The sequence below is a fragment of the Zoogloea sp. JDB1 genome, assembly GCF_056724025.1.
In genome coordinates this window covers 1233177-1260020 of sequence record NZ_CM161496.1, presented here as the reverse complement: position 1 = coordinate 1260020, position 26844 = coordinate 1233177, and the positions used below count along the sequence as shown (strand labels likewise).

16 protein-coding genes are annotated in these 26844 nt (G+C 60.3%); 6 read left to right on the top strand and 10 right to left on the bottom strand.

From position 1 onward, the window contains the following. Nucleotides 1-4: 4 nt before the first annotated feature. Nucleotides 5-871 carry a hypothetical protein gene (locus AC1PPK_RS05545; protein WP_481116839.1) on the bottom strand — a complete coding sequence of 289 codons (867 nt, stop codon included), beginning with the start codon at nt 869-871 and terminating at the stop codon, nt 5-7. Next, nucleotides 859-1437, bottom strand: a complete 579-nt coding sequence (locus tag AC1PPK_RS05540) for a hypothetical protein (RefSeq protein WP_481116838.1) — start codon at nt 1435-1437, stop codon at nt 859-861. The genes AC1PPK_RS05545 and AC1PPK_RS05540 overlap by 13 nt, the downstream gene beginning before the upstream one ends. A gap of 539 nt (nt 1438-1976) precedes the next feature. Here AC1PPK_RS05540 and AC1PPK_RS05535 point away from each other — a divergent pair. After that, a complete protein-coding gene (locus AC1PPK_RS05535; protein ID WP_481116837.1) occupies nt 1977-2405 on the top strand; it encodes a hypothetical protein in 429 nt (142 codons plus the stop codon). Here AC1PPK_RS05535 and AC1PPK_RS05530 read toward each other — a convergent pair. The 5 genes from AC1PPK_RS05530 to AC1PPK_RS05510 form a co-directional block, all read right to left on the bottom strand. Next, nucleotides 2402-3661: a glycosyltransferase family 4 protein gene (locus tag AC1PPK_RS05530; RefSeq protein ID WP_481116836.1), complete on the bottom strand. Its 1260-nt coding sequence runs from the start codon at nt 3659-3661 to the stop codon at nt 2402-2404. The two genes, AC1PPK_RS05535 and AC1PPK_RS05530, sit on opposite strands and share 4 nt — an antisense overlap. A gap of 77 nt (nt 3662-3738) precedes the next feature. After that, nucleotides 3739-5169, bottom strand: a complete 1431-nt coding sequence (locus tag AC1PPK_RS05525; protein WP_481116835.1) for an HlyD family type I secretion periplasmic adaptor subunit — start codon at nt 5167-5169, stop codon at nt 3739-3741. Between the two features lie 3 nt (nt 5170-5172). Then, a complete protein-coding gene (locus tag AC1PPK_RS05520; protein WP_481116834.1) occupies nt 5173-7311 on the bottom strand; it encodes a type I secretion system permease/ATPase in 2139 nt (712 codons plus the stop codon). Between the two features lie 117 nt (nt 7312-7428). Continuing rightward, nucleotides 7429-16944 (bottom strand): calcium-binding protein, encoded by a 9516-nt coding sequence (locus AC1PPK_RS05515; protein WP_481116833.1) that lies wholly within the window; start codon nt 16942-16944, stop codon nt 7429-7431. Nucleotides 16945-17003: 59 nt separating this feature from the next. Further along, nucleotides 17004-17510 carry a hypothetical protein gene (locus AC1PPK_RS05510; protein ID WP_481116832.1) on the bottom strand — a complete coding sequence of 169 codons (507 nt, stop codon included), beginning with the start codon at nt 17508-17510 and terminating at the stop codon, nt 17004-17006. Nucleotides 17511-17955: 445 nt separating this feature from the next. Between AC1PPK_RS05510 and AC1PPK_RS05505 the strand changes: the two genes are divergently transcribed. Continuing rightward, nucleotides 17956-19344: an IS5 family transposase gene (locus AC1PPK_RS05505; RefSeq protein WP_481116831.1), complete on the top strand. Its 1389-nt coding sequence runs from the start codon at nt 17956-17958 to the stop codon at nt 19342-19344. A 255-nt stretch (nt 19345-19599) separates the two neighbouring features. Here the strand turns inward: AC1PPK_RS05505 and AC1PPK_RS05500 are convergent, their stop codons facing one another. Then, complete coding sequence (locus AC1PPK_RS05500; RefSeq protein ID WP_481116830.1) at nt 19600-19791, bottom strand: hypothetical protein; 192 nt, start codon at nt 19789-19791, stop codon at nt 19600-19602. Between the two features lie 707 nt (nt 19792-20498). Here AC1PPK_RS05500 and AC1PPK_RS05495 point away from each other — a divergent pair. Next, on the top strand, nt 20499-21494 hold the full coding sequence (locus tag AC1PPK_RS05495) for a LysR substrate-binding domain-containing protein (protein WP_481116829.1): 996 nt from the start codon (nt 20499-20501) through the stop codon (nt 21492-21494). On the opposite strand, the gene AC1PPK_RS05490 is transcribed toward AC1PPK_RS05495, so the two are convergent. Next, a complete protein-coding gene (locus tag AC1PPK_RS05490; RefSeq protein ID WP_481116828.1) occupies nt 21479-21736 on the bottom strand; it encodes a hypothetical protein in 258 nt (85 codons plus the stop codon). The two genes, AC1PPK_RS05495 and AC1PPK_RS05490, sit on opposite strands and share 16 nt — an antisense overlap. 8 nt (nt 21737-21744) lie before the next feature. Between AC1PPK_RS05490 and AC1PPK_RS05485 the strand changes: the two genes are divergently transcribed. Continuing rightward, nucleotides 21745-21882, top strand: coding sequence for a hypothetical protein (locus AC1PPK_RS05485; RefSeq protein ID WP_481116827.1), 138 nt, complete (start codon nt 21745-21747; stop codon nt 21880-21882). Between the two features lie 63 nt (nt 21883-21945). Here the strand turns inward: AC1PPK_RS05485 and AC1PPK_RS05480 are convergent, their stop codons facing one another. After that, complete coding sequence (locus AC1PPK_RS05480) at nt 21946-23901, bottom strand: sigma-54-dependent Fis family transcriptional regulator (RefSeq protein WP_481116826.1); 1956 nt, start codon at nt 23899-23901, stop codon at nt 21946-21948. Between the two features lie 430 nt (nt 23902-24331). Between AC1PPK_RS05480 and AC1PPK_RS05475 the strand changes: the two genes are divergently transcribed. Beyond that, nucleotides 24332-24949 carry a QcrA and Rieske domain-containing protein gene (locus AC1PPK_RS05475; RefSeq protein ID WP_481116825.1) on the top strand — a complete coding sequence of 206 codons (618 nt, stop codon included), beginning with the start codon at nt 24332-24334 and terminating at the stop codon, nt 24947-24949. A 58-nt stretch (nt 24950-25007) separates the two neighbouring features. Further along, nucleotides 25008-26726, top strand: a complete 1719-nt coding sequence (locus AC1PPK_RS05470; protein ID WP_481116824.1) for a methanol/ethanol family PQQ-dependent dehydrogenase — start codon at nt 25008-25010, stop codon at nt 26724-26726. Nucleotides 26727-26844 lie beyond the last annotated feature (118 nt).

Below are 26844 nucleotides of genomic sequence, written 5' to 3'. Positions count from 1 at the left end.
CATTTCACTGCTCCTTTATTTTTAGGACTTTTTCGACAAAATATCTTGACGGAGCCGGGGGCGGGCAGGAGAACGCCCTCGCAAATTCCCACGCAAGCCTGGTGGGTGGTGTGCCGGCGCCCTGTCCGCGGTCCATCATGTAGCCGATGCGCTCGGCAAGAATCTCGTTGGTTTGCAAGTTGACGATTCGCAGCACACTTCCGGCGATCCAGAGTGCGCGTTCTTCCGGCGTAGTCAAATCCTCATACGTCACGCCATAACGCGGAGCAGGCTGGCTGGTCGGCGTGCGGTCCAGTCGTAATTCGGGCGACCATTTCTCGCTCCGTTTCGGGTCTTTCCACCACACTCCGGAATAGCGGTAGCGCTGCCCGCTGAACGTATCCTCTGCATCCACATAGCGATAGCCCATTTTTTCTCTAGAGCGACTATCCAGCAAATCGTGCTCCCCCGACTTTCCCTTGAGAAAAGAGAGAATGTATGCATCGCCATGGCCGTATTCGCCTACGTTTCCGTAGGGGTCTTCAGCTCCTTGGTACGAGAAATCGTAGCTGGGACGCAATTTCAATAAGTAAATTCCCTCCACATTTTCGACTGTTCTATATATTTTTTCGCCGCTTGTCTTGCATCTTTCATTGAAGATAGCCTCGGCTTTTGCAAGGCGTGCCTTATAATCACGCACGTACACGATTTGATCGACGCAGGACTTGAGCGGGAAAAAGCCAAAAAGGAAAGCCACGAACAATCCGCTGCCTATCTTTCCAAAACGTGTCGATGACTTTTTGATGGAGAGATAAAGGAGGTAGGCCCCTATCACCCAATAGAGGATGCCGACTCCTCGGATAATGTCGCCCCATCCGGTTAATTCGAGCATACAGCCTCCCTGAGCAAAGCAAAGTTGGCTGCTTGGTGGAGCATAAAGCTCTTTTCTTCTGCGTCTGGAGCGTGCGGAATTTCCGCGCAGAAGATCGGCGCGCTATCCTTCTTTTTGGAGGAGGTTTGACCGTCCTTGTTGGCCTGGAGCTTTTCCCACCAAGCTTCCATATCGGCGATCTGCCCGAGCGCCCAGCCATGCTCCTGGATCTCCATCTTGTTGGTGGCCTGGCTGTCGCGCACGGCGTCGTCGACGAACTCGGTGCTGCGGAAGGAGATGACGAGCTCTCCCGTCTTGCCGTTTTCGAACAGGGTGGCGCTGAAGCCGGTGCGAGTGTCGGGCTGGTGAGCGAGGATTTTCCAGTCTTCGGCGAGGAAGCTGGCGGCGAGGGGGGAGGGAAATTTGCTGGCGTGGTTGTTGCCTTTGGTGAGGTCTTCAGAAGCAATCAGCCTTCCTCCTGAGGTGGTGATAGAAGAGCTCTCATTGTTGTTCTTTCCATAAAGCGCCTCGGCAGCCATTTGAAGGTTGGCGTATTTGAGGTAAACGCTGATGTTGTTGTCTGCCATAATCATGGTCTCCTTTTACGGGTTTCGGATCTTTAGAACCTGTTCAGTAAAGTTGCGGTCCCAATTTCTGCGATACCAGCCATCTATGGAATATGAGGGACAGGACCATTGTTTTGCCTCTTGCCACGGCGTTCGCGAGCCTCCCGTCGCGCCCATTCCCTCGTCCATGAAATAGCCGATTCGTTCGGCGAGGATCTCGTTGGTTTGCAGATCCAAGACGCGGAATGCGCTGCCGGCTATCCATTGGGCCCGCTCTTCCGGAGTGGTGAGATCCTCGAAGATGACGGCGTAGCGAGGCAGCGGGCCGGGGGAGGGGAATTTGTTGACGACGAAGCGGTAAGGAGGCGTGCGTACGGGACTTTGCTGGGGCTGCCCCCCCCCCCGCTGAGTCGGTGGCGTCTCCCGGGGAGATGTGGATGGCGAGGGTGTAACGGGAGACGCTGTCGTCGTCCTGGTCGCGCAGATCGACGTAGGCATAGCCAGGTTGGTCCCAGACAAAGAGCTCTTCGAAATAGCCCCCCATCCACCCCCCCAAGCAATTGACCATCCTTGCCGCGAGGGAGAAGGAAGGAGAGCGGATAGTCGCTTTCCCAGGGATTGCCGACGACCCCGAAGGGGTCTTCGGCGATCTGGGGCAAGGTGTCGATGTAGCGGCGCTTGCGCAGGATGGCGATGGCCTCGACGTCCTCCACCGTCCGGTAGATCTTCTCGCCGGCGTTCTTGCAGCGTTCCTGGAAGATGGCGCGGGCCTGCTGGAGCCGGGCGCGGTAGTGGTCGATGCTCTTCTGCCGCTCCCAGGCCCAGCGCCCCGGAAATGCAATGAGCAGGCCGAGCACGGTGGCGACGGCCAGGTATTTGCCGGGCCTGGTGTTGGGCAGGGCCCAGGCGCCAACCAGGGTTCCGATGATCAACATCCACATCAGGATGCCGATGCCGCGCAGGATATCTGCGCCGGGGCCGAGTTCTAACATGGTGAAACCTCGTCTGCCGCTGCGGATTGCGTGGCGTTTGCCGGTGGATGAGGGGGGATTCCAAGCAGCCGCGCATAGCCCTCGATGCCCTTCTCCAGGGTGTAGGACTGGCGGACGGTCTGCTGGGCCTTGTGCCTGAGTACGGTAAAGCGTTGGGGGTCGGCCAGGGCTTCGACGGTCTGTGCGGCGAGATCACGGATATCGAAGAAGTCTGCCAGCAGCCCGTTATGGCCATGCTGGATGACTTCCTCGACCGGGGCGGTACGCGATCCGATGACAAGGCAGCCGCTCGCCATGGCTTCGAGCGCGGACCAGGACAGCACGAAGGGGTAGGTGAGGTAGAGGTGTACCGTCGAGACCTGCAGGATGCGGCGGTAGGTGTCGTAGGGGACCTTGCCGAGAAAGTGGGTGCGGGTCGGATCGAGCGTGACCTCGGCCAGCATTTTCTGGCGCCAGTTGCGGGCATCCTTGGGGCGCCTCCCGTAGCTGACTCCGTCTCCGCCAACGATCAGGGCGTGGCAAGTGGGGTGCAGGCGCTGGATGCGTTCGAGGGCGCGCATGAAAATGTGGAAGCCGCGATAGGGTTCCAGGTTGCGAGCCACGTAGGTGATCACCGGGTCGCCGTTGCGCAGGACGAGCCCGGAGCGGAGGCGGATCCAGGCCTTGGGGTCGGGACTGACGCGGCGGGTGTCGATGCCTTCGTGGATGACGTGGATACGTGGGCGGTGTGACTCCGGATGGCGGCTCCACTGCCAATGGGTCGGGCTGACGCCGAGGTCGCACTGCTCGAGATTGAGGACGTGCAGCGCCTTCCAGGTACGGACCCGGGCGGCATCGTCGAGGGTGCTTGGAAACTCCGGATCGAAGCCCAGGTCGGCACCGGGTGTGCCGTAGTACCACTCGCAGAAATGGATGAGCCTGGCGTCGGGAAAGATGTCGCGTGCGTAGAGCGTCTCACCCCAGCCTGGGTGGGCGATGATGGCATCGGGCACGAACCCCTTGTTCTTGAGTGCGAGCAGCACGTGCAGCATGCCCTGACCATGGAGAACCGCGTTCTCCATCTGGCGGAGGTAGGGGTGCTGATGGGAATGTGGCGCGCGGTGAGGCGAGTAGCGCAGGATATTGAAACCGGGAATCCCGGGTGCACGGTCGCGTCCGATGCCGACGACCTGCAGATCGGGACGGTAGGCCCAGGCCTGGGCAAGATGCCGGAACTGGCCCGGGAAGTTCTGGTGAATCAGCAGGATACGCATCGAAGTCTGGTGCTTTCCGGTAAGCGGATGACGTTTCATCGGGGATCGGTAGCGGGCAGCCAATAGCCCGCGATCATTCAGCGCTCCCGCATGCTCTCTGTTGTGGCCTGGATCAATGGGCTCAAGAAGTACTCGATGACCCGGCGCTTGCCGGTCTTGATCTCGACGGTCACCGCCATGCCGGGCGACAGACGCACCTCCGTGCCATCCACGTTCATCGCCGAGCGTTCCATCCTGACCCGCGTGGAGTAAATCAGCCCGCGCTTTTCATCATCGATGGCGTCGTGGGATACGGAGCTGACCTGGCCATGGATCGTGCCGTAGCGGGTGTATTGGAAGGTTTCGATCTTGATCTCGGCCTCCTGTTGAGCCTTCACGAACCCGATGTCCTTGTTCTCGATGAAGGCTTCGATTTCCACCGGATCGTCCTTGGGCACGATCATCATCAGCGCCTGGGCCGGCGTGACGACGCCGCCACGGGTGTGAATTGCCAGTTGCTGTACCGTGCCATCCACCGGCGCAGTCAGGCGCATCAAGCGGTTGCGGGTATCGGCCTTGAGCAACTCCTGTTCGTAGGTGGCCACCTTCTGCTGGCCGTCGTTTAGGCTGTCGAGATTCACGCGTCGAATTTCGGCAATGATCTCGGCTCTTTCGCCCCGCGCCTCCCGGAGCGCAGCCTCCAGTTCGTTAAGGCGACTGCGTTGTGTGGCGAGGTCGCCTTCCTGTTCGATCCGGGCCTGCTCCCGTTCCAGGTAAGAATGCCGTGGCACATAGTTCTCGTCCGCCAGATCTTTGAGGTCGTTCGCTCGCTGTTTGGCGATAGGAGCAGTCTGTGCCAGTTTTCCGACCTGCACCCGTGTCGAACGGATCTCCGCATCCCGGCGGGCAATGTCGGCCTCTACCCGGCTCAGCTTCGCGCTGTATTCACCATACTGCCCCGCCAATTGCCGCTCGGCTTCTTGAATCCGGACCGCATCAATCCCCGAAATGGGCTTTAGGTGTGGGGACTGACCACTGGCAAGCGCAGCCAACAGGGCGCTCGCCCGGGCCACCTGGAGGCGGGCGACCGTCAGATCGTTGCGCAAGCGCGCCTGATCGGCCTCAGTCGCTGTCGCGTCAAGTTCGACCAGGACGTCGCCCGCTTTGACAGCCTGCCCGTCCTTGACATGTATTGCGTGAATCGTTGCGGTTTCGAAGGGCTGGATGGTCTTGGTCTTCTCGCTCGGAATAATCTTGCCCTGAGCGCTGGCGACGACATCGATCTGGCCGAGGATTGACCACGCGAGCGCCAGCAAGGCGAAAGCGATCAAGGACCACATCGCGACCCGGGGGGCCGGAGATGGAGGCGTTTCCTGCAAGGCCAGTGCAGCCGGCAGGAACTGGGCTTCGTGAGCGAGGCGCGGTGGGCTGTCCAGTTCCCGGCGGCACGTCCAGGCATGGCGAAGCACCCGTCCGTAGCGTCCGAAGAGATCGGCAGCCGCCTGAAGGCGAAGGATAAGAGCGCTCATCGCTTAGCCCGCCTGAAGCCGATGGAGCCGGGAATAGTGGCCTGCCTCCCGGCGCAGCAACTCTGCGTGAGAGCCGGCTTCCACAATTTGCCCCCGGTCCATCACGATGATGCGGCTTGCGTCCCGCACGGCAGACAGGCGGTGGGCGATGATGAGGACAGTACGTCCCTGGCAGATGGCTTTCATGTTGTTCTGGATGATGCGTTCGCTTTCATAGTCGAGGGCGCTGGTCGCCTCGTCGAAGATCAGGATGCGGGGCTGGGTCATCAGGGCGCGGGCAATCGCAATGCGTTGTCGCTGACCACCCGAGAGGGTGGACCCGTGCTCACCGACCATGGTGTCGTAGGCCTCGGGGAGTTCCAGGATGAAATCGTGGGCGCCGGCCAGCTTGGCGGCCTGGATGACGGCCTCCAGGGGAGCACCCGGGTCAGCGAGGGCGATGTTGTCGCGGATGCTGCGGTTGAAGAGGACGTTCTCCTGCAGCACGACACCGATCTGCCGACGCAGGGAGCTTGCATCGGCCAGCGCTAGGTCGATGCCGTCCACCAGCACGCGGCCTCTCTCCGGCACGTAGAGGCGCTGGACCAGCTTGGTCAGTGTGCTTTTGCCGGAGCCGGAGCGACCGACGATCCCGATGACCTCGCCCTGCGCGATGTCCAGCGAAATGCCCTTGAGCACCTCGGGACCATCCGGCCGATAGCGAAACGTCAGCTCATCGAGAGTGACCCGGCCCGCCAAGGGGGGCAAGGCACTCTTGGCCGAGGCGATCTCCGTGCGGGTGTTCAGGATGTCTCCAAGGCGCTGGACCGAAATCCCCGTTTGCTGGAAGTCGGTCCACAACTGGGCCAAGCGCATCACGGGCTGCGCCACCTGTCCCGCCAGCATGTTAAAGGCGATCAATTGGCCTACCGTAAGCTGGTTATCAATGACCAGGCGCGCCCCCACGTAGAGCGTGGCTACAGTGACCAACTTGCCGATCAGCGACACACCGCTGCTGGCCAGGGTGCCCACCTGGGTGGTACGGAAGCTGGACGCAACGTAAGCGGCGAGTTGGGCATCCCACTTGCGGGTCCAGTGGGGCTCGACGGCCATTGCCTTGACGGTGTCGATACCACTGATCGTCTCCACCAGAAAAGCCTGGTTCTCCGCCCCCCTATTGAATTTCTCATGCAGACGGGCGCGCAGGAGTGGTGTGAAGGCCAGGGACACGATCATGTAGCAGGGCAGTGACACCACCACGATCAACGTGAGCCAGCCACTGTAGTAGGCCATGACGGCAATGAAGACCACCGAGAAGAGCAGATCCAGTACCAGGGTGATGGCATTGCCCGTCAGAAAGCTCCGGATGTTCTCGAGCTCCCGCACCCGGGCAACTGAATCACCGACGCGCCGGGCCTGGAAATAAGCCAGAGGCAATCCGAGCAAATGGCGAAACAGACGCGCCCCCAACTCCACGTCAATTCGGCTGGTGGTATGGGAGAACACGTAGCTGCGCAGCGCTCCAAGTCCAATCTCGAAGACCACGATAACCGTGAGCCCGACAGCTATGACATCCAGGGTCGTAAAGCCCCGATGCACCAGCACCTTGTCCATCACGACCTGGAAGAACAAAGGAGTGACCAGGGCGAAGCACTGCAGGGCCAGGCTCACGAAAAGCACCTCGCCAAGCAGGACGCGGTACTTGATGATGGCGGGAATGAACCACGTGAAATCGAACTTGCTCATTTCCCCCGCCAGTGAGGCGCGGGACGTAAACAGGATCAGCTCACCAGACCAGAGTGCTTCAAATTCGGCCAATGACAGGGTTTCGGGCTTTCCGGCCTGGGGGCATTGGATCAATGCCTGCCCACCCTCGACCCGGGCGAGGATAACGAAGCGCGCCGGGGAGGTCGGGGTGGACGTAAACAGCGCGATAGCAGGTAGCGGTGTCCGGCCGAGTCGATCAAGGCGCGCCTTGACCAGCTTGGCTTGCAGGCCAAGCTGTCGGGCAGCCAGCAAGACTTCCGATGTCCCCAGATGGCGACCTTCCGGGGCGTGCTGATGGGCAAGTTGGCTTGGATCGGCTGCGATACCATGCAGTCGGGCCAGCATCACGAGGCAGACGAGGCCGCTGTCGACGCCTGGCGAGAAGTCGTTTGTCATTATAAAAGGGCATATTTTTACCCAGAGGCCCCTATTGGCACCTCCAGGCTTGATCATGTGAATTGAGCAGAGCCGACTCCCACGATTGCGGGAGCCGGTACTCTCATGCCTGGAAGGTCAGCGCCAGTTGGCCGCGATTACCGGATTGAGTGTGGTCTGGTAATTAGCCGGCAAGGTCGACTGCCCGGCGGCAGGCGGAGAGAAGCCCGCCATGGCGGACACCAAAGCATCCACCTGGCTGTCCAGCAGGGTTTTGCCGTCGGCAGTCTTGATCTGCTCCACGTGGTAGGCGTTACCGGTGTACCAGTTGCCGATGGTGGCTTTATCGGCACTCCCGATGACACTTACCTCCAGGTTCGAACCGACGCGGCGGAACCACAATTGGTCAGCGGTCACACCGGCGCCAATAGACAGGACATCGACATTGCCGGCAGTCGTGTCGTACTCGACAATGGTGTCACTCTCTGAGCCGCTGCCGAAGATATAGGTGTCGTTTCCGGCACCTCCCTCCAGCGTGTCGTTGCCAGCCCCCCCATTGAGGGTGTCATTGCCCGCATTGCCGTACAACGAATCGTTGCCGGCCTGGCCGCTGATCACGTCTGAGTTGAGCGTCCCTTTGAGAATGTCTGCGCCGGCCGTCCCTGAATAGAGCCGCTCCAGGACCTGCGACGTATTCCAGGTGGTGCTATCGGCAAACTTGATCTGTTGAAGAGGATTCCAGCTATTCGCCGGGTTGTCCTGATAAAGGAAGTCCTCAATTGTGATGAGCCCCTCGTCTCCTCCATTGATTTTTATCAGCAGGGCCGTACCCAATGTGTCCATGGAGATATCATTCGCGGTGACCCCCTCCTTGAATTGAAGTGTGTCGATCTTGCCCGCAGCACCATCGTTGGTGGATCGGATGTAGTCCTGGCCTTCGTTCCTGCCGATCAAGTAGGTATCGCTCCCCAGGCCTCCCGTGATTTCATCGTCACCGGAGCCACCATCCAGCATATCGTCCCCGGCATTACCATACAGGCTGTCATTACCTCCCAAGCCCATAATCACGTCGGCACCAGAAGAGCCTTTTATAGTTTGATCTGACATATCGCCAATCATGGCCATCTTAGTCAGTTCCGCGCTATTCCACGTTTTGCCGTCACTGAACTTCACTTGCTGGATCGGGTTGTAGATGTTGTTGGGATCATCGCTCTGGAAAAAAGACTCGACAGTAATCTTGTCGGCCGTTTCCGCAATCCACAGCACGAGGTCAGAGCCTGATCGACCGACAGTTACGTCACCAGAGGTAATGCCGGCTTTGAACTGCAACACATTCATTTTGGTAGCGCTGGAGTCATAGTCGAAGCTGATGACGTCCTCTCCATCGCCCTTTCCAAAAAGATAAATGTCATTTCCGCCACCGCCATACAATCGATCATTGTCAGCCCCCCCTTCTAGGACGTCGGCTCCGGCATCTCCACTCAGCGTGTCATTGCCTTCCCCTCCCTTGAGCGTATCGTCCCCCTCACCACCGTTCAACGAGTCTGCACCGGCTCCGCCATCCAACGAATCGTTTCCGCCTTGGCCGTTGAGCGTATCGCTGCCGGCTCCACCACTGATGACATCGGCTGTTGAGAAGCCCGTCAGTTGCTGGGCGGTGTCGTCACCTTGAATGATTTTGGCCTTGATAGTGGCCGAATCCCAGATGGTGCCATCGGCGAACTTGACCTGCTGAATCGGGTTATGAGGGTTGGCCGGGTCGTCCGTGTAGAAGAAGAGACTGACGGTGACCTTGTCCGAAGTGCCGATGACGGACAGCACGAGATCATTACCCGAGCGGCTGAGCGCGACCATACCGGGCGTGATGCTGCTCTTGAAGCTGAGCACATTGAGCTTCCCAACCGTGGTGTCGTAATTGGAGTCAATTGTGTCCTGCCCATCGCCCTTGCCGAAAAGATAGGTATTGTTTCCAACTCCACCGCTGAGGCGGTCGTTGCCGAGGCCACCATCCAGAATGTCGTTGCCGGCGTTGCCATACAGATAGTCGTCGTCGAGCCCACCGTTGAGGATGTCATCGCCATCGAAACCATTCAAGGTATCGTTGCCGGCCTGCCCGTTGATCACATCATTGGCCTTGGTGCCGCTGATCGTGTCACCGCCAGTTGTGCCGGCAAAGAGCTTGGAGAGCAGCATGGCGCTGTCCCAGGTGGTGCCATCAGCGAACTTGACCTGCTGAACCGGATTATGAGCGTTGGCCGGATCGTCCGTATAGAAGAAATAGCTGACGGTGACCTTGTCCGAGGTGCCGATGACGGACAGCACGAGATCATTACCCGAGCGGCTGACCACGACCATGCCGGGCGTGATGCTGCTCTTGAAGCTGAGCACATTGAGCTTCCCCACCGCGGTGTCGTAATCGAAGTCGATGATGTCCTGCCCATCGCCCTTGCCGAAAAGGTAGGTATCGTTGCCGGCTCCACCGCTGAGGCGGTCGTTGCCGAGGCCACCATCCAGGATGTCGTTGCCGGCATTACCATACAGATAGTCGTCGTCGAGCCCACCGTTGAGGATGTCATCGCCATCGAAACCATTCAAGGTATCGTTGCCGGCCTGCCCGTTGATCACATCATTGGCCTTGGTGCCGCTGATCGTCTCCGCCCCGGCGGTGCCGGCAAAGAGCTTGGAGAGCAGCATGACGCTGTCCCAGGTGGTGCCATCAGCGAACTTGACCTGCTGAACCGGGTTATGAGCGTTGGCCGGATCGTCCGTATAGAAGAAATAGCTGACGGTGACCTTGTCCGAGGTGCCGATGACGGACAGCACGAGATCATTACCCGAGCGGCTGACCACGACCATGCCGGGCGTGATGCTGCTCTTGAAGCTGAGCACATTGAGCTTCCCCACCGCGGTGTCGTAATCGAAGTCGATGATGTCCTGCCCATCGCCCTTGCCGAAAAGGTAGGTATCGTTGCCGGCTCCACCGCTGAGGCGGTCGTTGCCGAGGCCACCATCCAGGATGTCGTTGCCGGCATTACCATACAGATAGTCGTCGTCGAGCCCACCGTTGAGGATGTCATCGCCATCGAAACCATTCAAGGTATCGTTGCCGGCCTGCCCGTTGATCACATCATTGGCCTTGGTGCCGCTGATCGTCTCCGCCCCGGCGGTGCCGGCAAAGAGCTTGGAGAGCAGCATGACGCTGTCCCAGGTGGTGCCATCAGCGAACTTGACCTGCTGGATTGGGTTAGAAGGATTGGCCGGATCATCGGCATTGAAGAAATAGCTGACGGTGACCTTGTCCGAAGTGCCGATGACGGACAACACAAGATCATTGCCCGAGCGGCTGACCGCAACCATGCCGGGCGTGATGCTGCTCTTGAAGCTGAGCACATTGAGCTTCCCGACCGCGGTGTCGTAATCGGAGTCAATGACGTCCTGCCCATCGCCCTTGCCGAAAAGGTAGGTATCGTTGCCGACGCCACCACTGAGGCGGTCGTTACCGAGGCCACCATCCAGAATGTCGTTGCCGGCGTTGCCATACAGATAGTCGTCGTCGAGCCCACCATTGAGGATGTCATCGCCATCGAAGCCATTCAAGGTATCGTTGCCGGCCTGGCCGTTGATCACATCATTGGCCTTGGTGCCGCTGATCGTCTCCGCCCCGGCGGTGCCGGCAAAGAGCTTGGAGAGCAGCATGACGCTGTCCCAGGTGGTGCCATCAGCGAACTTGACCTGCTGGATTGGATTAGAAGGATTGGCCGGATCATCGGCATTGAAGAAATAGCTGACGGTGACCTTGTCCGAAGTGCCGATGACGGACAACACAAGATCATTACCCGAGCGGCTGACCGCAACCATGCCGGGCGTGATGCTGCTCTTGAAGCTGAGCACATTGAGCTTCCCGACCGCGGTGTCGTAATCGGAGTCAATGACGTCCTGCCCATCGCCCTTGCCGAAAAGGTAGGTATCGTTGCCGACGCCACCACTGAGGCGGTCGTTGCCGAGGCCACCATCCAGAATGTCGTTGCCCGCGTTGCCGACAAGTGAGTCATTGCCACCTGCACCGGTGATGGTGTCATCACCTGCAGTGCCACTCAGTGCAAGTTCCGTTACAGCGCTTGTCAGCCTGCTCTTGATCGCAGCCGTATCCCAACTGCTTCCATCACTGAACTGGACTCTCTGGATCGGGTTATACGGGTTAGCCGGATCGTTCGTGTAGAAAAAGTCCCTGACCGTAACTCGATCGGCAGTACCGGCCACCGACAAAATCAGATCGCTATTATTACGGGTAACCACGACCATGCTAGATGTAATGCTGCTTTTGAAACTGAGCACATTGAGCTTCCCGACCGCGGCGTCGTAATCGGAATCGATGATATCCTGCCCATCGCCCTTGCCGAAAAGGTAGGTATCGTTACCCGCCCCACCACTGAGGCGATCGTTGCCGAGACCACCGTCCAGCATGTCATTACCGGCATTGCCATACAGGGAGTCGTCGTCGAGCCCACCGTTGACAACATCATCGCCATCCAGGCCGCTCAGGGTATCGTTGCCCGCCTGGCCGTCGATTACATCGTTGCCCTTGGTACCGCTGATCGTGTCGCGTTCTGTAGTGCCAGCATAAAGCTTGGAGAGTAGAGCAGGAATATCCCAGGTCGAGTTGTCACTGAGGAACTTGACCTGCTGAATCGGATTGTAGAGATTGGCCGGATCGTCGGTATAAAAGAAATCCTTGACCGTGACCCTATCTGCGGTACCCGCCACCGACAAAATCAGGTCGCTGCTATTGCGACTGAGCACGATCTGGTTCGGAGTGATCGAATTCTTGAAGGTCAGGACATTGAGCTTACTGGCCGAAGAGTCGTAATCCGAATTGATGGTGTCCTGCCCGTCGCCCTTGCCGAAAAGGTAGATGTCATTGCCCGCGCCACCGTATAGGTTGTCATTGCCGAGACCACCGTCCAGCGTGTCATTACCGGCATTGCCATACAGGGAGTCGTCGTCGAGCCCACCGTTGACAACATCATCGCCATCCAGGCCGCTCAGGGTATCGTTGCCCGCCTGGCCGTCGATTACATCGTTGCCCTTGGTACCGCTGATCGTGTCGCGTTCTGTAGTGCCAGCATAAAGCTTGGAGAGTAGAGCAGGAATATCCCAGGTCGAGTTGTCACTGAGGAACTTGACCTGCTGAATCGGATTGTAGAGATTGGCCGGATCGTCGGTATAAAAGAAATCCTTGACCGTGACCCTATCTGCGGTACCCGCCACCGACAAAATCAGGTCGCTGCTATTGCGACTGAGCACGATCTGGTTCGGAGTGATCGAATTCTTGAAGGTCAGGACATTGAGCTTACTGGCCGAAGAGTCGTAATCCGAATTGATGGTGTCCTGCCCGTCGCCCTTGCCGAAAAGGTAGATGTCATTGCCCGCGCCACCGTATAGGTTGTCATTGCCGAGACCACCGTCCAGCGTGTCATTACCGGCATTGCCATACAGGGAGTCGTCGTCGAGCCCACCGTTGACAACATCATCGCCATCCAGGCCGCTCAGGGTATCGTTGCCCGCCTGGCCGTCGATTACATCGTTGCCCTTGGTACCGCTGATCGTGTCGCGTTCTGTAGTGCCAGCATAAAGCTTGGAGAGTAGAGCAGGAATATCCCAGGTCGAGTTGTCACTGAGGAACTTGACCTGCTGAATCGGATTGTAGAGATTGGCCGGATCGTCGGTATAAAAGAAATCCTTGACCGTGACCCTATCTGCGGTACCCGCCACCGACAAAATCAGGTCGCTGCTATTGCGACTGAGCACGATCTGGTTCGGAGTGATCGAATTCTTGAAGGTCAGGACATTGAGCTTACTGGCCGAAGAGTCGTAATCCGAATTGATGGTGTCCTGCCCGTCGCCCTTGCCGAAAAGGTAGATGTCATTGCCCGCGCCACCGTATAGGTTGTCATTGCCGAGACCACCGTCCAGCGTGTCATTACCGGCATTGCCATACAGGGAGTCGTCGTCGAGCCCACCGTTGACAACATCATCGCCATCCAGGCCGCTCAGGGTATCGTTGCCCGCCTGGCCGTCGATTACATCGTTGCCCTTGGTACCGCTGATCGTGTCGCGTTCTGTAGTGCCAGCATAAAGCTTGGAGAGTAGAGCAGGAATATCCCAGGTCGAGTTGTCACTGAGGAACTTGACCTGCTGAATCGGATTGTAGAGATTGGCCGGATCGTCGGTATAAAAGAAATCCTTGACCGTGACCCTATCTGCGGTACCCGCCACCGACAAAATCAGGTCGCTGCTATTGCGACTGAGCACGATCTGGTTCGGAGTGATCGAATTCTTGAAGGTCAGGACATTGAGCTTACTGGCCGAAGAGTCGTAATCCGAATCGATGATGTCCTGCCCGTCGCCCTTGCCGAAAAGGTAAATGTCATTACCCGCACCACCGTATAGGTTGTCATTGCCCGTACCGCCGTCCAGGGTATCGTTACCGCCTTGGCCCCGCAGCGTATCCGAACTCCCCAGACCGGTGATGATGTCGTCGCCCGAAGTGCCGTCAATGGAATCCGCAGCAGAAGAACCGGCCATGACCTTGGAGACCAGGGTTGCCATGTCCCACGTTGTGCCATCGTCGAATTTGACCTGCTGCACCGGGTTGTAGGGATTGGAGGGGGTATCGCTGTAGAAGAACCAGCCAATCGTCACCTTGTCCGCGGAACCCGCAATGGTCAGGACGAGGTCATTACCCAAACGGGTAGCCACAATCTCGCTGGGCAGCACGCCACTCTTGAAACGCAGAACGTCAAAGCGCCCCACCGTGGTATCGTAATCGGAGGAGATCGTGTCTTCCCCCTCGCCCTTGCCGAACAGGTAAGTGTCGTTGCCGTATCCCCCTGAGATGGAATCGTTACCGCTTCCCCCGTCCAGCGTGTCGTTGCCTGCCCCTCCCGACAGAGAGTCATAGCCGGCACCTCCCCTGAGAGTATCGTTGCCGTCGCCCCCGTTGAGTGTGTCGGCCCCCACGCCGCCATCCAACGTGTCATCGCCGCCCTGGCCATTGATGATGTCTGCTCCAAGACCACCGTCGATGACGTCAGCCTTGGCGAGCCCGGTGATGGATTGTGCCGCACCAGTACCCGCAGTTGCCTTGGACTGGAGGGCATTGATATCCCAGACGGTACCATCGGCGAACCGAACTTGCTGTACCGGATTATAGGGATTGGTCGGATCGTCACTATGGAAAAACCAGCCGATCCTGATCCGGTCGGAGGTTCCGTTGATCGACAGGATCAGATCGCTGCCCGAACGCGTTGCGGTGACTCCGCCGGGCGTCACGCCCCCCTTGAACTCCAGCACGTTCTGCTTGCCCACCGTCGCATCGTATTCAGAGTTAATGATGTCTTGACCATCGCCAACCCCAAAGACGTAGGTGTTGTTGCCTTTTCCCCCGGAAAGGCTGTCGTTGCCCCCACCGCCGTCGAGTCGGTCGTTGCCGTTCCCGCCCCGCAGCGCATCGTTGCCCGTACCACCCCACAACTGGTCGTCACCCTCCCCACCATTGAGCGTGTCCTGCCCCATGCCGCCGTAGGCCCGGTCGTCGCCATCCCCCAGGTTTACGGTGTCGTTGCCCCGGCCCGCAAAGATGGGGCCATAACCCAAGGACAAATTGATCGTGTCGTTGCCCGCACCGCCAGCCACCAATATGTTGTTGCCGGTCGCATAGGTGGTGCCTTCAGCCTTGATCACACCGCAATCGGCCATGGCTCGGGCGATGTCGGCATTGGTGGCGGAGGCGGCAACCAGTGCGCTCAGTCGATCGCCACCATTCCAGCCCGCGTCCATCAGGTCTTCGCCGATATAGTCCACCAGGTCAAATAGCAGCGCACTGCCCTCGTATGTATTTTTGGCCAATGCGGTATCCAGCGCAGTGTCGAGGGCCTGGAAATCAAGGGAGATGCCCTTGTCGTCCAACTTCAGGCCGATTTGTGCAAGGTAGGGGCTGAGCCGCTTGTCCATAAACGCATCACTGGCGATCTCCATGACCTGATCCTGGGTCATCTGCACGATGTTACCGAAGGCCCCCGAAGCCGCCTCCAGGTTAACTACAATGAAATTGGTATTGCCGTACTGGGAGCCAATGCGGTTTTCCATGAGCCAGGTTTCGAAGGAAACGTCCACGTAGACAACCCTGCCACCACCGCCCCCTGCTGCAGTCTGATTCAATGAAAACGCGTCATTCCAGAGCTTGCCGTACTGCAGCAAAGTGGTGCCTGTAAAGGCCTCGTAGACAAATATGGCCTCAAGAGGGGCGGTCATGCGTTCGCGCATGGCATCGAACTTGGTCCGCTCCGCAGCCGACAGGGACGTCCGGAAAGCATTCCGGTCTGCTTCGCCGGCCATGATCGCCATGTTGAGCCATCCCGCCTCCTGAGCGTCCTGAGGGGCACTGGCGATCAGGCCATAGCCGCTGCCATGAGCCTTGGCCCGGTCACTGGCATTCTGGTAGGCCGAACTGCCGGCCCACTCCCTGTAGAGCTTTCCAACCGCATTCTGGTATTCGGCTCGTGTGGTGGCGCTCTCCACAGCGGCATACAGATCGATCAGTCTGGGGTTTAGGGTAGCAGCCTCCCGCAGGTCACGGACATAACCATTCCCACCAATGTTGGGCAGTGCCTTGGCTGCATCCGAAATGGTGATCGCGTCGAACGCGGTCCAATAGGTATCCTGAGAAAAGTCGAAACTTCCGGTCTTATGGATGGAGCCATCGGTCGCCGTCCAAATGCCTTCCCGCTTGAGCACCGCGTCAATCAGAGCTGTGTTGGGACTCGTGGCGTTAAGAGAGATGGACGCAACGCCCGCATCGACAAGGCGAATCAGTTCGTCCGCTTGGCTAATACCGTCCTGGTTGCGATCCTGCCACAGGCGTACGTCGCCATAGCGCGCATCCAAGGCACTGAAAATGCCATCGCCGTTGGAGTCCAGCTCGGCTAGGGCGACGATACCGTCTGCGGCAAGTTGGCCATTGGCGAGCCGGGTCTGATCGCCAAAGAGTTCACGACCGTCGTCAATACAGCCATTGCCGTTGCGGTCAAGTACGAGCATCGCATCATCCGCCGCGACCCAAGCAGTGGCGGTACGCACACTATCGCCGTCGCTATCGAACTTGACGGAGGTGGCACCCGAGAGGCGTGTCAGTTCAATACCGTCACCGTCGAGATCGAGCACTAGGGGGTCGGTGTAGCGACGGGCGGTTTTGACGTTGCCGAGCCTACGAGGAGCTTGTCGTTTAATCTTATTGTAATCTACATCGAGTGCGCCGCTAATTTTGGCAATATCATATAAATATTTACCTGCAGGATCCCCAATATATTCTCCTGCAACCAAACCGGCACCAAAGCCTATGGCGACAGCAGCCCCAGCAGGCGCTCCGGCGGCCACTGCAAGGCCAGCAGCCACAGCGCTTGCAAGTGCTCCAACAGTAACATCACCAAACAAACCAGCCATGTTTCGCATGGCCTCAGGATTGCTCGTCAAATAATCGCGGACGATTTCTGAAGCCTTGGTTGCGGCATCAGTCGTGTCGTAAATATCTTGTAACTTATCAGGATGCTCTAGTAATTCCTTGACGACATGAACGAACGTTGACGCTGTTGACATGTAAAAATTCCTTCTTGTTAGATCAAAAAGCACATCGCCTTTCAGTTGAGACCTATGGATTACTCATTTCTTTTTTTTGAATGAGTAATTCCCGGCAAAACCGTAAAAACCATGCAGATGCATATAACTAAAACAAGGAGTGATAAAACAATACACGAGGAGAATGCATATGGATTTCTCGAGAACAATCCGAGCGGCCCTGAGATTTTTGGAAGCAAAAAGGAGATGGGAAGACACAAAAGAGGTATTATTGTTAATGTTCGCACCCGGGCTTTAATTGACTTAAGAGCATCTTTATTTATTAAAGAAGGTGCAGGGAGCGCAAACATGGACAAAAGGAAAAAAGGAAGTAACAAAGCAATGGAGAAAGCAATCCTGTCCGCAGTTTCACGACCGAATCTGTATTTGCTGTAGTCATACCCCATAAAGGATGAGAATGCACTGGCGTAACTTGTTGGCACGTCAATTTTGTTATTGGTTATAAGGTACGTTAACACCCATCCAATTCCAAACCATCCAAAAATGACAAGCTCCAGAGAGACAAAACCATCTTTTTCTGATTTCATTTATTACCCTGCAATATTTAATTTCAATTAAATCCATGCTTGGCATACTTATGCACGCCAATCTCTTTGATTAAACCCCCTGCACGAAGTCAACCACGTGGCAAAGGGAAAGATCACAATAAACGCACAATGCGATGAGGATCTGGCACATGTCGATTTTTGCATGGTCTAATTTATACAACTGGGATTTATACTAAAAAACTAGCACTTTGTCATTATGACAAAGTGCACAACTCCGCCAAGCCACCCCAAATTGGTACTGCTTGCTGAGTTGGTGACTGTGGCGCGTGCGTGTGGAGCCACGTCGGAACTACTTCGTCGCCCCTGAACAACTAGCCCGTCCCTTCGCCCGCGCGGGCTGAGCGCCCCTGAGGCCTTGCCGAATCTCTCAGTTTCCAGTGCAATGGCATTCACTTTCTGGAAGATTTGGGAGCGCCGATTTCCGATGACCACCCCGGATTTTTTCCGCGCCCGGCTGGACGCGATGATCGATCTGCGCCACCCGCTGGCCGTGCTGGCGCGCCGTATGCCGTGGGTCGAGATCGAATCAGCCCTGGCGCCGTGCTTTATTCGCCAGGATCGCAAAGGGCGTGTGCTCGAAGGGCTGGATCTGTTTGGCCCGACCTTGCAGGTGGCGGGCACGGGTACGAGCCCTGCAGGTCGCCCGCGCCTGCCGATCCGCTTGATGGTCGGGTTGCTGTATCTGAAGCACGCGTTCGGCGAGAGCGACGAGAGCGTCGTTCAACGATGGGCGGAGAACCCGTATTGGCAGTTCTTTTGCGGCGGTGAGTATTTCGAGACCCGATTGCCCTGTGACCCGAGCAATCTCACCCGCTTCCGGCAGGGGCTGGGAGATGCGGGTGTGGAAGAACTCCTGGCCAAGACCATCGAGGCCGCCGTGTCGATGAAGGCCATCGCCTTTCCCGCCGACAGTCGGCTGCTCGACGTGGCCCGGCGCAAACGGGTGCTCATTGCCAAACGCCCTGGCGTGGTGCTGCGCCAGACCTTCGAGAAGGAAGGGCGCAGCCTCAAGCGGCGGGCCGGTGGCTACGCTCACGCCAAACAGTACCGGCGCTTGCGCCGCGTACTCAAGCGCCAGCGGACAATCCTGGGCCGGGTCATGCGTGACCTGGAGCGCCGCTTGCCGCAGATGGCGGACGGCATGAAGGAGATCGCTACCCTGTGGCTCGAGCGGACCCGGCGCATCCACACCCAGCGGCCCCAGGACAAGAACAAGCTGTATGCCCTGCACGCACCGCAAGTGCAGTGCATCGGCAAGGGCAAAGCGCACCAGCCCTACGAATTTGGGGTAAAGGTGGGCATTGCCACCACCGAGAAAGTCAACCTGATTGTTGGCGCCCGGGCCTTTCCTGGCAATCCCTACGACGGCCACGCCCTGGCCGAGCAGATTGAGCAAGCCACGATCCTGATGCAGGACGTCAAAGGTGCCCCGAAGCCCCACATCGCCATTGTTGATCTGGGCTATCGGGGTGTGGAGGTGCCCGGGGTTGAGATCATCCACCGCGGCCGGATCAAAAGCCTGAGCGCCAAGGCGCGCCGGCTACTCAAACGCCGTCAGGCGGTGGAACCGGTGATCGGACATCTGAAGGACGACTGCGGATTACGGCGCAATTGGCTCAAAGGATCGGAAGGCGATGTGCTGCACCCGGTGCTGTGCGCCGCGGGGTACAACCTGCGCTGGCTGATGCGGGCGGTGCTCCGTCTGGGGCTGAAAGCCCTTTTTGCACTCTGCGTGCTGGTCGGGGTGCTTGGGCGGGTGCTCAGTGGCAACGTGGCCTGGCCGTTTGGTGGGCAGCTCGGTGCGGAAAATTGAATATTGCAGGGCCGACTAAGTACCGACACGGCCATCGACAGCCAGAGCGGGATCACACCACGAAGATCCTCGATGCGAAAGCCGACCATCTGCTGATCGTCAAGGCAACCGGCCAAGCCTGCAGACAACGCGACAGAAACGCTTCGGCCGCCCCTGGCGAGGGGGGGACGCCCCGAGAACAAGTACAAGCCCCGCAAGGCGCGCCATATCGTTCAGGACGAAGGCCCACCCCAGAACGATATGGCTTACCTGCGCTTACGTTGAAAGCCCCAGATGACCTTTGTCGTCAGCTTCCGGGCGGCTCCTGGCTTCAAGGCAACTCAGAATGCCAAACAGCTCCTGCGCTTCCATGGCCATCGTGCCGCAGGCCCACATGAAACTGTCCTGCCATTGATCGTTCATCAGCCGGAACGCCTTGCCTTGCTCACCGCGCGTCATGGCCAGCATGGCCGTCAGTTGGGCGAGCCGGGCACTGAGCTGATCGGTGACGGTCAGCGCATTGACATTGGAATGGAGGCGGTAAAGCCGATCGCTTGCGGTGAAGGTCAGGGTCCGGGCTCATTGCCGGGCCTCGTGGCCAGGTTTGAATGTACGGACGAGATGAGACATGGTGGATCTCCTAGATATCGGTCTGTTTCTCTGCCCCCCGCCGCCAAGCTGGGGGGCAGAACCGTGCAGGTTGGCGGACCGGAATCTAGGAACCGGCAGGGTTTCCCCTCCCACACGGCCCGCCCACTGGGGACGACACCATGCTCCGGACGCAAAAAAAAACCGCTCGGGGCGGTCGTCCGACTAGATTGATCCGGGCCGCCAAGCCCGGCCGCTGTTGTTTGCAGCGGCCCCCGCATGATGCGCCGCGGGGCTCCGTGACGCAAGATCGGTAGTCCGCACATTCACTTCCGCTACGACGCCATCTCAACCGGCGCACCGCCGGGATCCGCTTTGAAGAACGACAACACGAGCGGCAACCCGGAACTCGCCCCCTGCCGTCTCCACACCTTTCTCCAGCGCACCAGTGCAGTGCCAGCGTTTTTCCGTTGCACCACATCGGCTCCCCATTTCAGGACGAATCACGCTTCCCAGCCCCGAAATGGCGCTTTTCCCCATGGAACGTTTTTTGCACTGCAACAGACAATCGTCAACGGAGAGCCAACATGGCCGCGAACTGCACCTGGGATTCCATGGATGTCCATCTGCTGCGCGTACTACACGCCCTGCTGACCGAGTGCAGCGTGAGCAAGGCGGCACGCCGCCTCAACCAGTCCCAGCCCGCGGTCAGCACCGCGCTGCGCCGCCTGCGCGACATCACCGGCGACCAGTTGCTGGTGCGCTGTCGCAACGGCATGACGCCCACCGAACGCGGCGCCGGGCTGCTCGAGCCGGTCAAGATCGCGCTGCAGCAGATCGAGGCCATCGCGGTGCGCCAGGTCAAGTTCGACGCGGCCAGCTCGCGGCGCATCTTCAACATCGCCACGCCGGACTACCTCAACGCGGTGCTGCTCGGCGAGATCGTCGCCCGCCTGCGCAAGCTGGCGCCGCACAGCCAGGTGGCCTTCCATTCCCTCGGGCCGGATTACGACTACGCCCGCGCGATGGAGAACGGCGAGCTCGACGTGGTGATCGGCAACTGGCCGCAGCCGCCGGAAAACCTGCGCATCGCGCCGCTGTTCGAGGACGAGGTGGTGTGCCTGATGCGCAAGGGCCATCCGCTGGCCGGCAAGCCGCTGGGCACTGCCGAATACCTGGCCGCCGAGCACCTGGTGCCGACGCCCTACGCAGTGGGCCAGCGCGGCGTCATCGACCTGCACCTGGCCCGCGAGCGCATGAAGCGCAACGTGGTGGCCTACGTGCCCTACTTCGGCCTGGTGCCCTACCTGCTGCTGGAGACCGACATGCTGTTCTCCAGCCCGCGGATCTTCGCCGAGCACTGCGCCAAGATGATGCCGCTGGCGGTTGCCGAGCCGCCGATCGAGTTTCCGAAGATGAGCTTCTACCTGCTGTGGCACGACCGCAGCCACTACGAGGAGGAATGCCGCTGGTTCCGCGAGCAGATCATCTCGGTGGTGCGCAACTCGCCGGCCCTGCAGAAGCCGGTCGCCGCCGCACCAAAGGGCCGCGCGGCCGACAGCGGCGCCTACGCCACGGTTTGATGCGGAACCGCCAGCCCGCCCCAGCCGATGCCGGGGGCAGGCTGGCGGGCGAAATTTTCATGCGGAAGAATGATTTTTTCCCGCCGAAAAATTATTTTTTGGCGGGAAATTTCCGTTTTTTCATATGACATAAAAATCCGATCATATGAAAAATTCCTCAAGATGCGTGGCGGAACAATTTTTTCCCGTGACAGATTCGTTCCGAGACGCCGCTGGATGATCGCGACACGTGGCGGAATCATTGCGCCACATGACAAAACGCCCGGGCGGCGTGACGCAGCGATTTTTTCTGCCGAAAAATCGGTTTTTTCGGCAGAAAAAATCTTCCGGCGGCCCGACCGAAGCCTTCATCCACGACATGCCAAGAGTGGCGCACAGCGACGGCTGATTCCGTGACGGGCGCGCGGCGTTCCGCGCCTGCACGCCGGCCCCCGCAATGGCGCGGGCAACCTCAGTGCGTCAGCCGGCCGTGGGCCTCCAACGCGTCGGCGGCATTGGGGGCGACGATGCCCTGGCGCTGCATGCGCCGGTACAGCGTCGAGCGGGACACGCCGATGGCAGCGGCGGCGGCCGAGATGTTCCAGTGGCAGCGGCGCAGTTCGTCGAGCAGGACTTCCCGCTCGCTGCCGGCCGGGCGCCCCGCTTCCGGAGCTGCAAATACGGCAGCCGGCGGCACGGCGGCAAGCAGCACCGGCGCCTGCAGCCCGTCGGGGAAATGCGCTGCCGACAGCACGCCGTCGTCGCACACCGCCACCGCAAAGCGCAGCGCGTTGCGCAGTTCGCGGATGTTGCCCGGCCACGAGTAGGCGGCCAGCTGTTCGAGCACGTCGTCGGGCAGGCTCAGTTGCCGGCTGGCAGTGGCCAGTTCCTGAGCCAGCACCTGGCGGATCACCACCCGCCGGTCGGAGCGCTCGCGCAGCGCCGGCAGGCGGAACACCGCGGCGTTGAGGCGGTAGTACAGGTCTTCGCGGAACTGGCCGGCACGCACCATCGCCGCCAGATCCCGGTGGGTCGCGCAGACCACGTTGAGATCCACCGCCTCCGGCTCCGACGCGCCCAGCGCCACCACCTCGCCCTCGGCCAGCACGCGCAGCAGGCGCGTCTGCAGGGCCAGCGGCATGTCGCCGATCTCGTCGAGGAACAGGGTGCCGCCGCTGGACTGCTGGACCTTGCCCTTCGAGCCCTTCGCCTTGGCGCCGGTGAAAGCCCCCTCCTTGTAGCCGAACAGCTCGCTCTCGATCAGGCTCTCCGGGATCGCCGCGCAGTTGAGGGCCACGAAGGGCTTGTCGCGACGCAGGCTGTGGCCGTGGATGGCGCGGGCGAAGGCTTCCTTGCCGGAGCCGGTCTCGCCGAGCAGCAGGATGGTCAGCTTGCGGTCCACCACCCGCTTGACCCGCTCGATGCTTTCCAGCACCCGCGGGTCCTCGGCGGCCAGCGCATCGAAGCCGCGCTTCACCGACAGCGTGGCCGGCGCCGCGGCTTCGCGCACCGGCGCCCGCAATTGGGCCTCGAAGCGCACCCCGTTGGCCAGGCAGCGCAGCGGGATCGGCGCGCCGGGGCGTTCGTGGGCGCGCTTCACCAGCTCGTCGGCGGACAGGTCGAAGACGTCCTCGACACGCCGCGACGGCAGCTCGGCCCCCGGGAACAGCCCGGCCCGCAGGCGCCGGCTGGCGGCCAGGATGCGCCCGCCGTCGTCGAAGGCCAGGCAGTGGGCCTCGCCGAGGCTCCAGCAATCCCCCGGCCCGCTGATCGACAGGATCCACGCCGTCTTGTAGCTCTCTACAAATAGTGCGTTCTCGATGGCCAGCGCGTTCTGCTGGACCAGCCGGAACACCACCGACTGGCTGCTGCGGTTCTCCGGCGCCGCAAAGGCCGACGCGTTCAGCACGCCGACCAGCTCGTCGCGGGGGCCGAACACCGGCGCCGCGCTGCAGGTGATGCCGTGGTTGTGGTTGCGGAAATGCTCCTCCCGGTGCACCAGGATCGGCGCCCGGTCCACGATGGCGGTGCCGACGCCGCAGGTGCCCTCGTCGGATTCCGACCAGCAGGCCCCGGCAATGAAGCCGCGGCGCCGGAACTCCGCGTCCAGGCTCGGCGTGCCGCGGAAGTCCACGCTGGTGCCGTCGCCGGTGGTGAGCAGCACGCAATAGCCGGAATCGCGCACCTGTTCGTGCAGGCGCGCCACGCCCAATTGGGCAATGCGCAGGAAGGTGGCGGTACGGTCGCGCAGGTCGCGGAACTCGGCGGCCGACAACACCCGCGGACTGGAGCGCATCGAGGGATCGATGCGGTAGGTTTCCTCCGAGCGCCGCCACGACTCGCGCAGGCGCACCTCGGTGGCCGCCAGGCTCAGCATTCCGCCGGGCAAAAGCCCCCCGGCCAAGGCATCGGTGTGCCTGCCCTGCATATCCATCTCCTCGTCTCCACCCGCTTATAAGGCGTGCGCCGCGCTGGCGAGATCCACCGCTGCGGCTGCTATTTGTGGCTGGATGATAGCGCATGGAAATTGCCGCCGCGAATAAAAAGCAGCGAATAGGGAAATACCCGGACAAATACCGCAGCGCAGCAGGAAAATGCGCTGTAGCGAATTACGGTTTTGCGACACGACACCTGATTCAGCCCCCGCTACACCTGTAGTGCACAGACAGGCGAAAGACAGCCGCCAATTCAATTCCATCTGAATTTCAAACAAATCCAAACCCATTAATACAAACAACAAACACTTGATTAAAAACAACAAAATAAATAAATACCATCCTCCCTGCGGTTCATTTCAATTCCGTGGCACAGGCTTTGCCTAATAGATCCGGCCACAAACCAGAACGCAGGACAGGAATATGAACAGGATGCCCTCCCCACCGTTTGTCGAGACCACGCCGGAGATCGTGGCCAATCCCAATAGACGGGAAACGCTGAAAGCCACTTCCGCACTGCTCCTTTGCGCCGGGCTGGGAATTGGCCGCAATGCGCTGGCCGACGACGACGCCAATTCGAAACCGAAAGTCGGCGACCAATTGGCCCGCAGCGACAGCGAAGGCAAGGCCCAACCCCTGCGCTGCAGCGAGATCCAGCCCGGCGCAAAGCCGGTGCCGGCCTTCCCCTTCGAGCCGGCCAGCGGCGAAGTGCGCGACGGCTCCCGCCTCAACAAGGTGATCCTGGTCCGCGTCGATCCGCAGGAGCTCACCGACGAGACCCGCGCCTATGCCGCTGGCGGCGTGCTGGCCTATTCGGCGGTGTGTACCCACCAGGGCTGCGAGATCTCCGAATGGGTCCCCAAGGACAAGACCCTGATGTGCTACTGCCACTTCTCCAAGTTCTCCCCCAGCCAGGGCGGCCAGGTGGTCGCCGGCCCGGCCCCGCGCACCCTGCCGCTGCTGCCGCTGAAGGAGGAGAACGGCGTGCTGGTAGTGGCCGGCCCCTTCACCTCCCACCCCGGCGTCGCCAAGTCCGCCTGATTTTTTTCCCCGCCTCACCCGCTCGCCCACACCAAAGCAAAAAAGGAGACATCTGCAAATGAAAACCCGACTCAAGGCCCTGTGTGCCAGCCTGGCCCTCGTCCCCATGCTGGCCGGCGCCAGCCTGGCTCCCTACAGCCCCGTCACCGACGCCCGCCTGACCAAGCCCGAGGCCGGCAACTGGCTGATGTACCGCGGCAACTACGAAGGCTGGGGCTACAGCCCCCTCAAGCAGATCACCAACCAGAACGTCGGCAAGCTGGTGCCGGCCTGGTCCTACACCACCGGCATGACGGAGGGCCACCAGGCCCCGCCGATCGTCAATAACGGCTACATGTACGTGTCCACCCCCAACAACCAGGTGATCGCGCTGGAAGCCGCCACCGGCAAGGAGCTGTGGCGCTACAAGAAGACCATCCCCGACGAGCTGATGCAGCTCCACCCCACCAACCGCGGCGTGGCGCTGTACGGCGACAAGCTCTACCTGGCCACTACCGACGCCTTCCTGGTGGCCCTCGACGCGGCCACCGGCAAGGAGCTGTGGAAGGTGCCCGTGGCCGACTGGAAGAAGGGCTATTACATGACCCTCGCCCCGCTGGCCGCCAAGGGCAAGATCATGGTCGGCTCGTCCGGCGGCGAGCTGGGCATCCGCGGTTTCATCGCCGCCTTCGATGCGGACAGCGGCAAGGAAGCCTGGCGCACCTACACCATCGCCGGCCCTGGCGAGGCGGGCAGCGAGACCTGGCCCGGCGAGACCTACAAGACCGGCGGCGGCTCGGTGTGGATCACCGGTACCTACGATTCCCAGACCAACATCGCCTACTGGGGCGTCGGCAACGCCGGCCCGTGGATGCCCGACACCCGCCCCGGCGACAACCTCTACGCCAACTCCACCATCGCCCTCGACGTGGACACCGGCAAGATCAAGGGCCACCACCAGTATCACTGGAACGATGCCTGGGACTGGGACGAAGTCTCCGCGCCGCTGCTGATCGACCTGGAGCACAAGGGCAAGAAGTTCAAGTCCCTGGTGCACGCCGGCCGCAACGGCTACCTGTGGCTGCTGGAGCGCACCCAGGACAAGGTCAATTACGTGGATGCCTGGCCCTACGTGACGCAGAACGTGTTCACCAGCCTCGACCCCAAGAACGGCCGGCCGACCTACGACCCGAAGCGCATTCCCGGCACCGGCAAGAAGACCGACTTCTGTCCGTCCCTGTGGGGCGGCAAGGACTGGCCGCCGGAAGCCTACAACCCGCAGACCGGCCTGCTCTATATCCCGGCCAACAACAACCTGTGCTCCGAGCTGACCGGTGAGCCGGTCAAATACAAGGCCGGCAGCCTGTACATCGGCGTGTCCCTCGACAACATCCTGACCAACGTGCGGATGACCGAGAAATCCCGCCAGCACATCGGTGAAGTGCAGGCCTGGGACCTGAAGACCGGCAAGAAGGTGTGGACCCACACCTACCCCGAGATGAACTGGGGCCCGCTGATGACCACCGCCGGCAACCTGGTGTTCGGCGGCGGCACCAACGACCGCATGTTCCGCGCCCTCGACGCCAAGAGCGGCAAGGTGCTGTGGGAGACCCCGACCCCGTCCGGCGTCACCGGCGTGCCCTCGTCCTTCGAGGTGGATGGCGAGCAGTACGTGGCCGTGCAGTCGGGCTGGGGCGTCGATGCCCAGCGCATGCAGGGCGCCTTCGACGCGGTGCTCGATCACAAGACCGTCGTGCCCCAGGGCGGCACGATCCTGGTCTACAAGCTGCAGAAGTAAGGCCGCCCCCCCAATCCACCCCACTCCACCCCGGTTCAGCCCACCCGCGTAATCCGCCCCGCGCCGCCCTCCGGCTGCGCGGCGGGAGGACTCACGCCCAAAAAACGACAAAGGAGAC

Excerpts from the sequence above, each read along its gene's own strand:
- AC1PPK_RS05545 (WP_481116839.1), bottom strand. The coding sequence starts at position 871 with ATGCTCGAATTAACCGGATGGGGCGACATTATCCGAGGAGTCGGCATC.
- AC1PPK_RS05540 (WP_481116838.1), bottom strand. The coding sequence starts at position 1,437 with ATGGCAGACAACAACATCAGCGTTTACCTCAAATACGCCAACCTTCAA.
- AC1PPK_RS05530 (WP_481116836.1), bottom strand. The coding sequence starts at position 3,661 with ATGCGTATCCTGCTGATTCACCAGAACTTCCCGGGCCAGTTCCGGCAT.
- AC1PPK_RS05525 (WP_481116835.1), bottom strand. The coding sequence starts at position 5,169 with ATGAGCGCTCTTATCCTTCGCCTTCAGGCGGCTGCCGATCTCTTCGGA.
- AC1PPK_RS05520 (WP_481116834.1), bottom strand. The coding sequence starts at position 7,311 with ATGACAAACGACTTCTCGCCAGGCGTCGACAGCGGCCTCGTCTGCCTC.
- AC1PPK_RS05515 (WP_481116833.1), bottom strand. The coding sequence starts at position 16,944 with ATGTCAACAGCGTCAACGTTCGTTCATGTCGTCAAGGAATTACTAGAG.
- AC1PPK_RS05510 (WP_481116832.1), bottom strand. The coding sequence starts at position 17,510 with ATGAAATCAGAAAAAGATGGTTTTGTCTCTCTGGAGCTTGTCATTTTT.
- AC1PPK_RS05505 (WP_481116831.1), top strand. The coding sequence starts at position 17,956 with ATGACCACCCCGGATTTTTTCCGCGCCCGGCTGGACGCGATGATCGAT.
- AC1PPK_RS05500 (WP_481116830.1), bottom strand. The coding sequence starts at position 19,791 with ATGCTGGCCATGACGCGCGGTGAGCAAGGCAAGGCGTTCCGGCTGATG.
- AC1PPK_RS05495 (WP_481116829.1), top strand. The coding sequence starts at position 20,499 with ATGGCCGCGAACTGCACCTGGGATTCCATGGATGTCCATCTGCTGCGC.
- AC1PPK_RS05490 (WP_481116828.1), bottom strand. The coding sequence starts at position 21,736 with ATGATTCCGCCACGTGTCGCGATCATCCAGCGGCGTCTCGGAACGAAT.
- AC1PPK_RS05485 (WP_481116827.1), top strand. The coding sequence starts at position 21,745 with ATGACAAAACGCCCGGGCGGCGTGACGCAGCGATTTTTTCTGCCGAAA.
- AC1PPK_RS05480 (WP_481116826.1), bottom strand. The coding sequence starts at position 23,901 with ATGCAGGGCAGGCACACCGATGCCTTGGCCGGGGGGCTTTTGCCCGGC.
- AC1PPK_RS05475 (WP_481116825.1), top strand. The coding sequence starts at position 24,332 with ATGAACAGGATGCCCTCCCCACCGTTTGTCGAGACCACGCCGGAGATC.
- AC1PPK_RS05470 (WP_481116824.1), top strand. The coding sequence starts at position 25,008 with ATGAAAACCCGACTCAAGGCCCTGTGTGCCAGCCTGGCCCTCGTCCCC.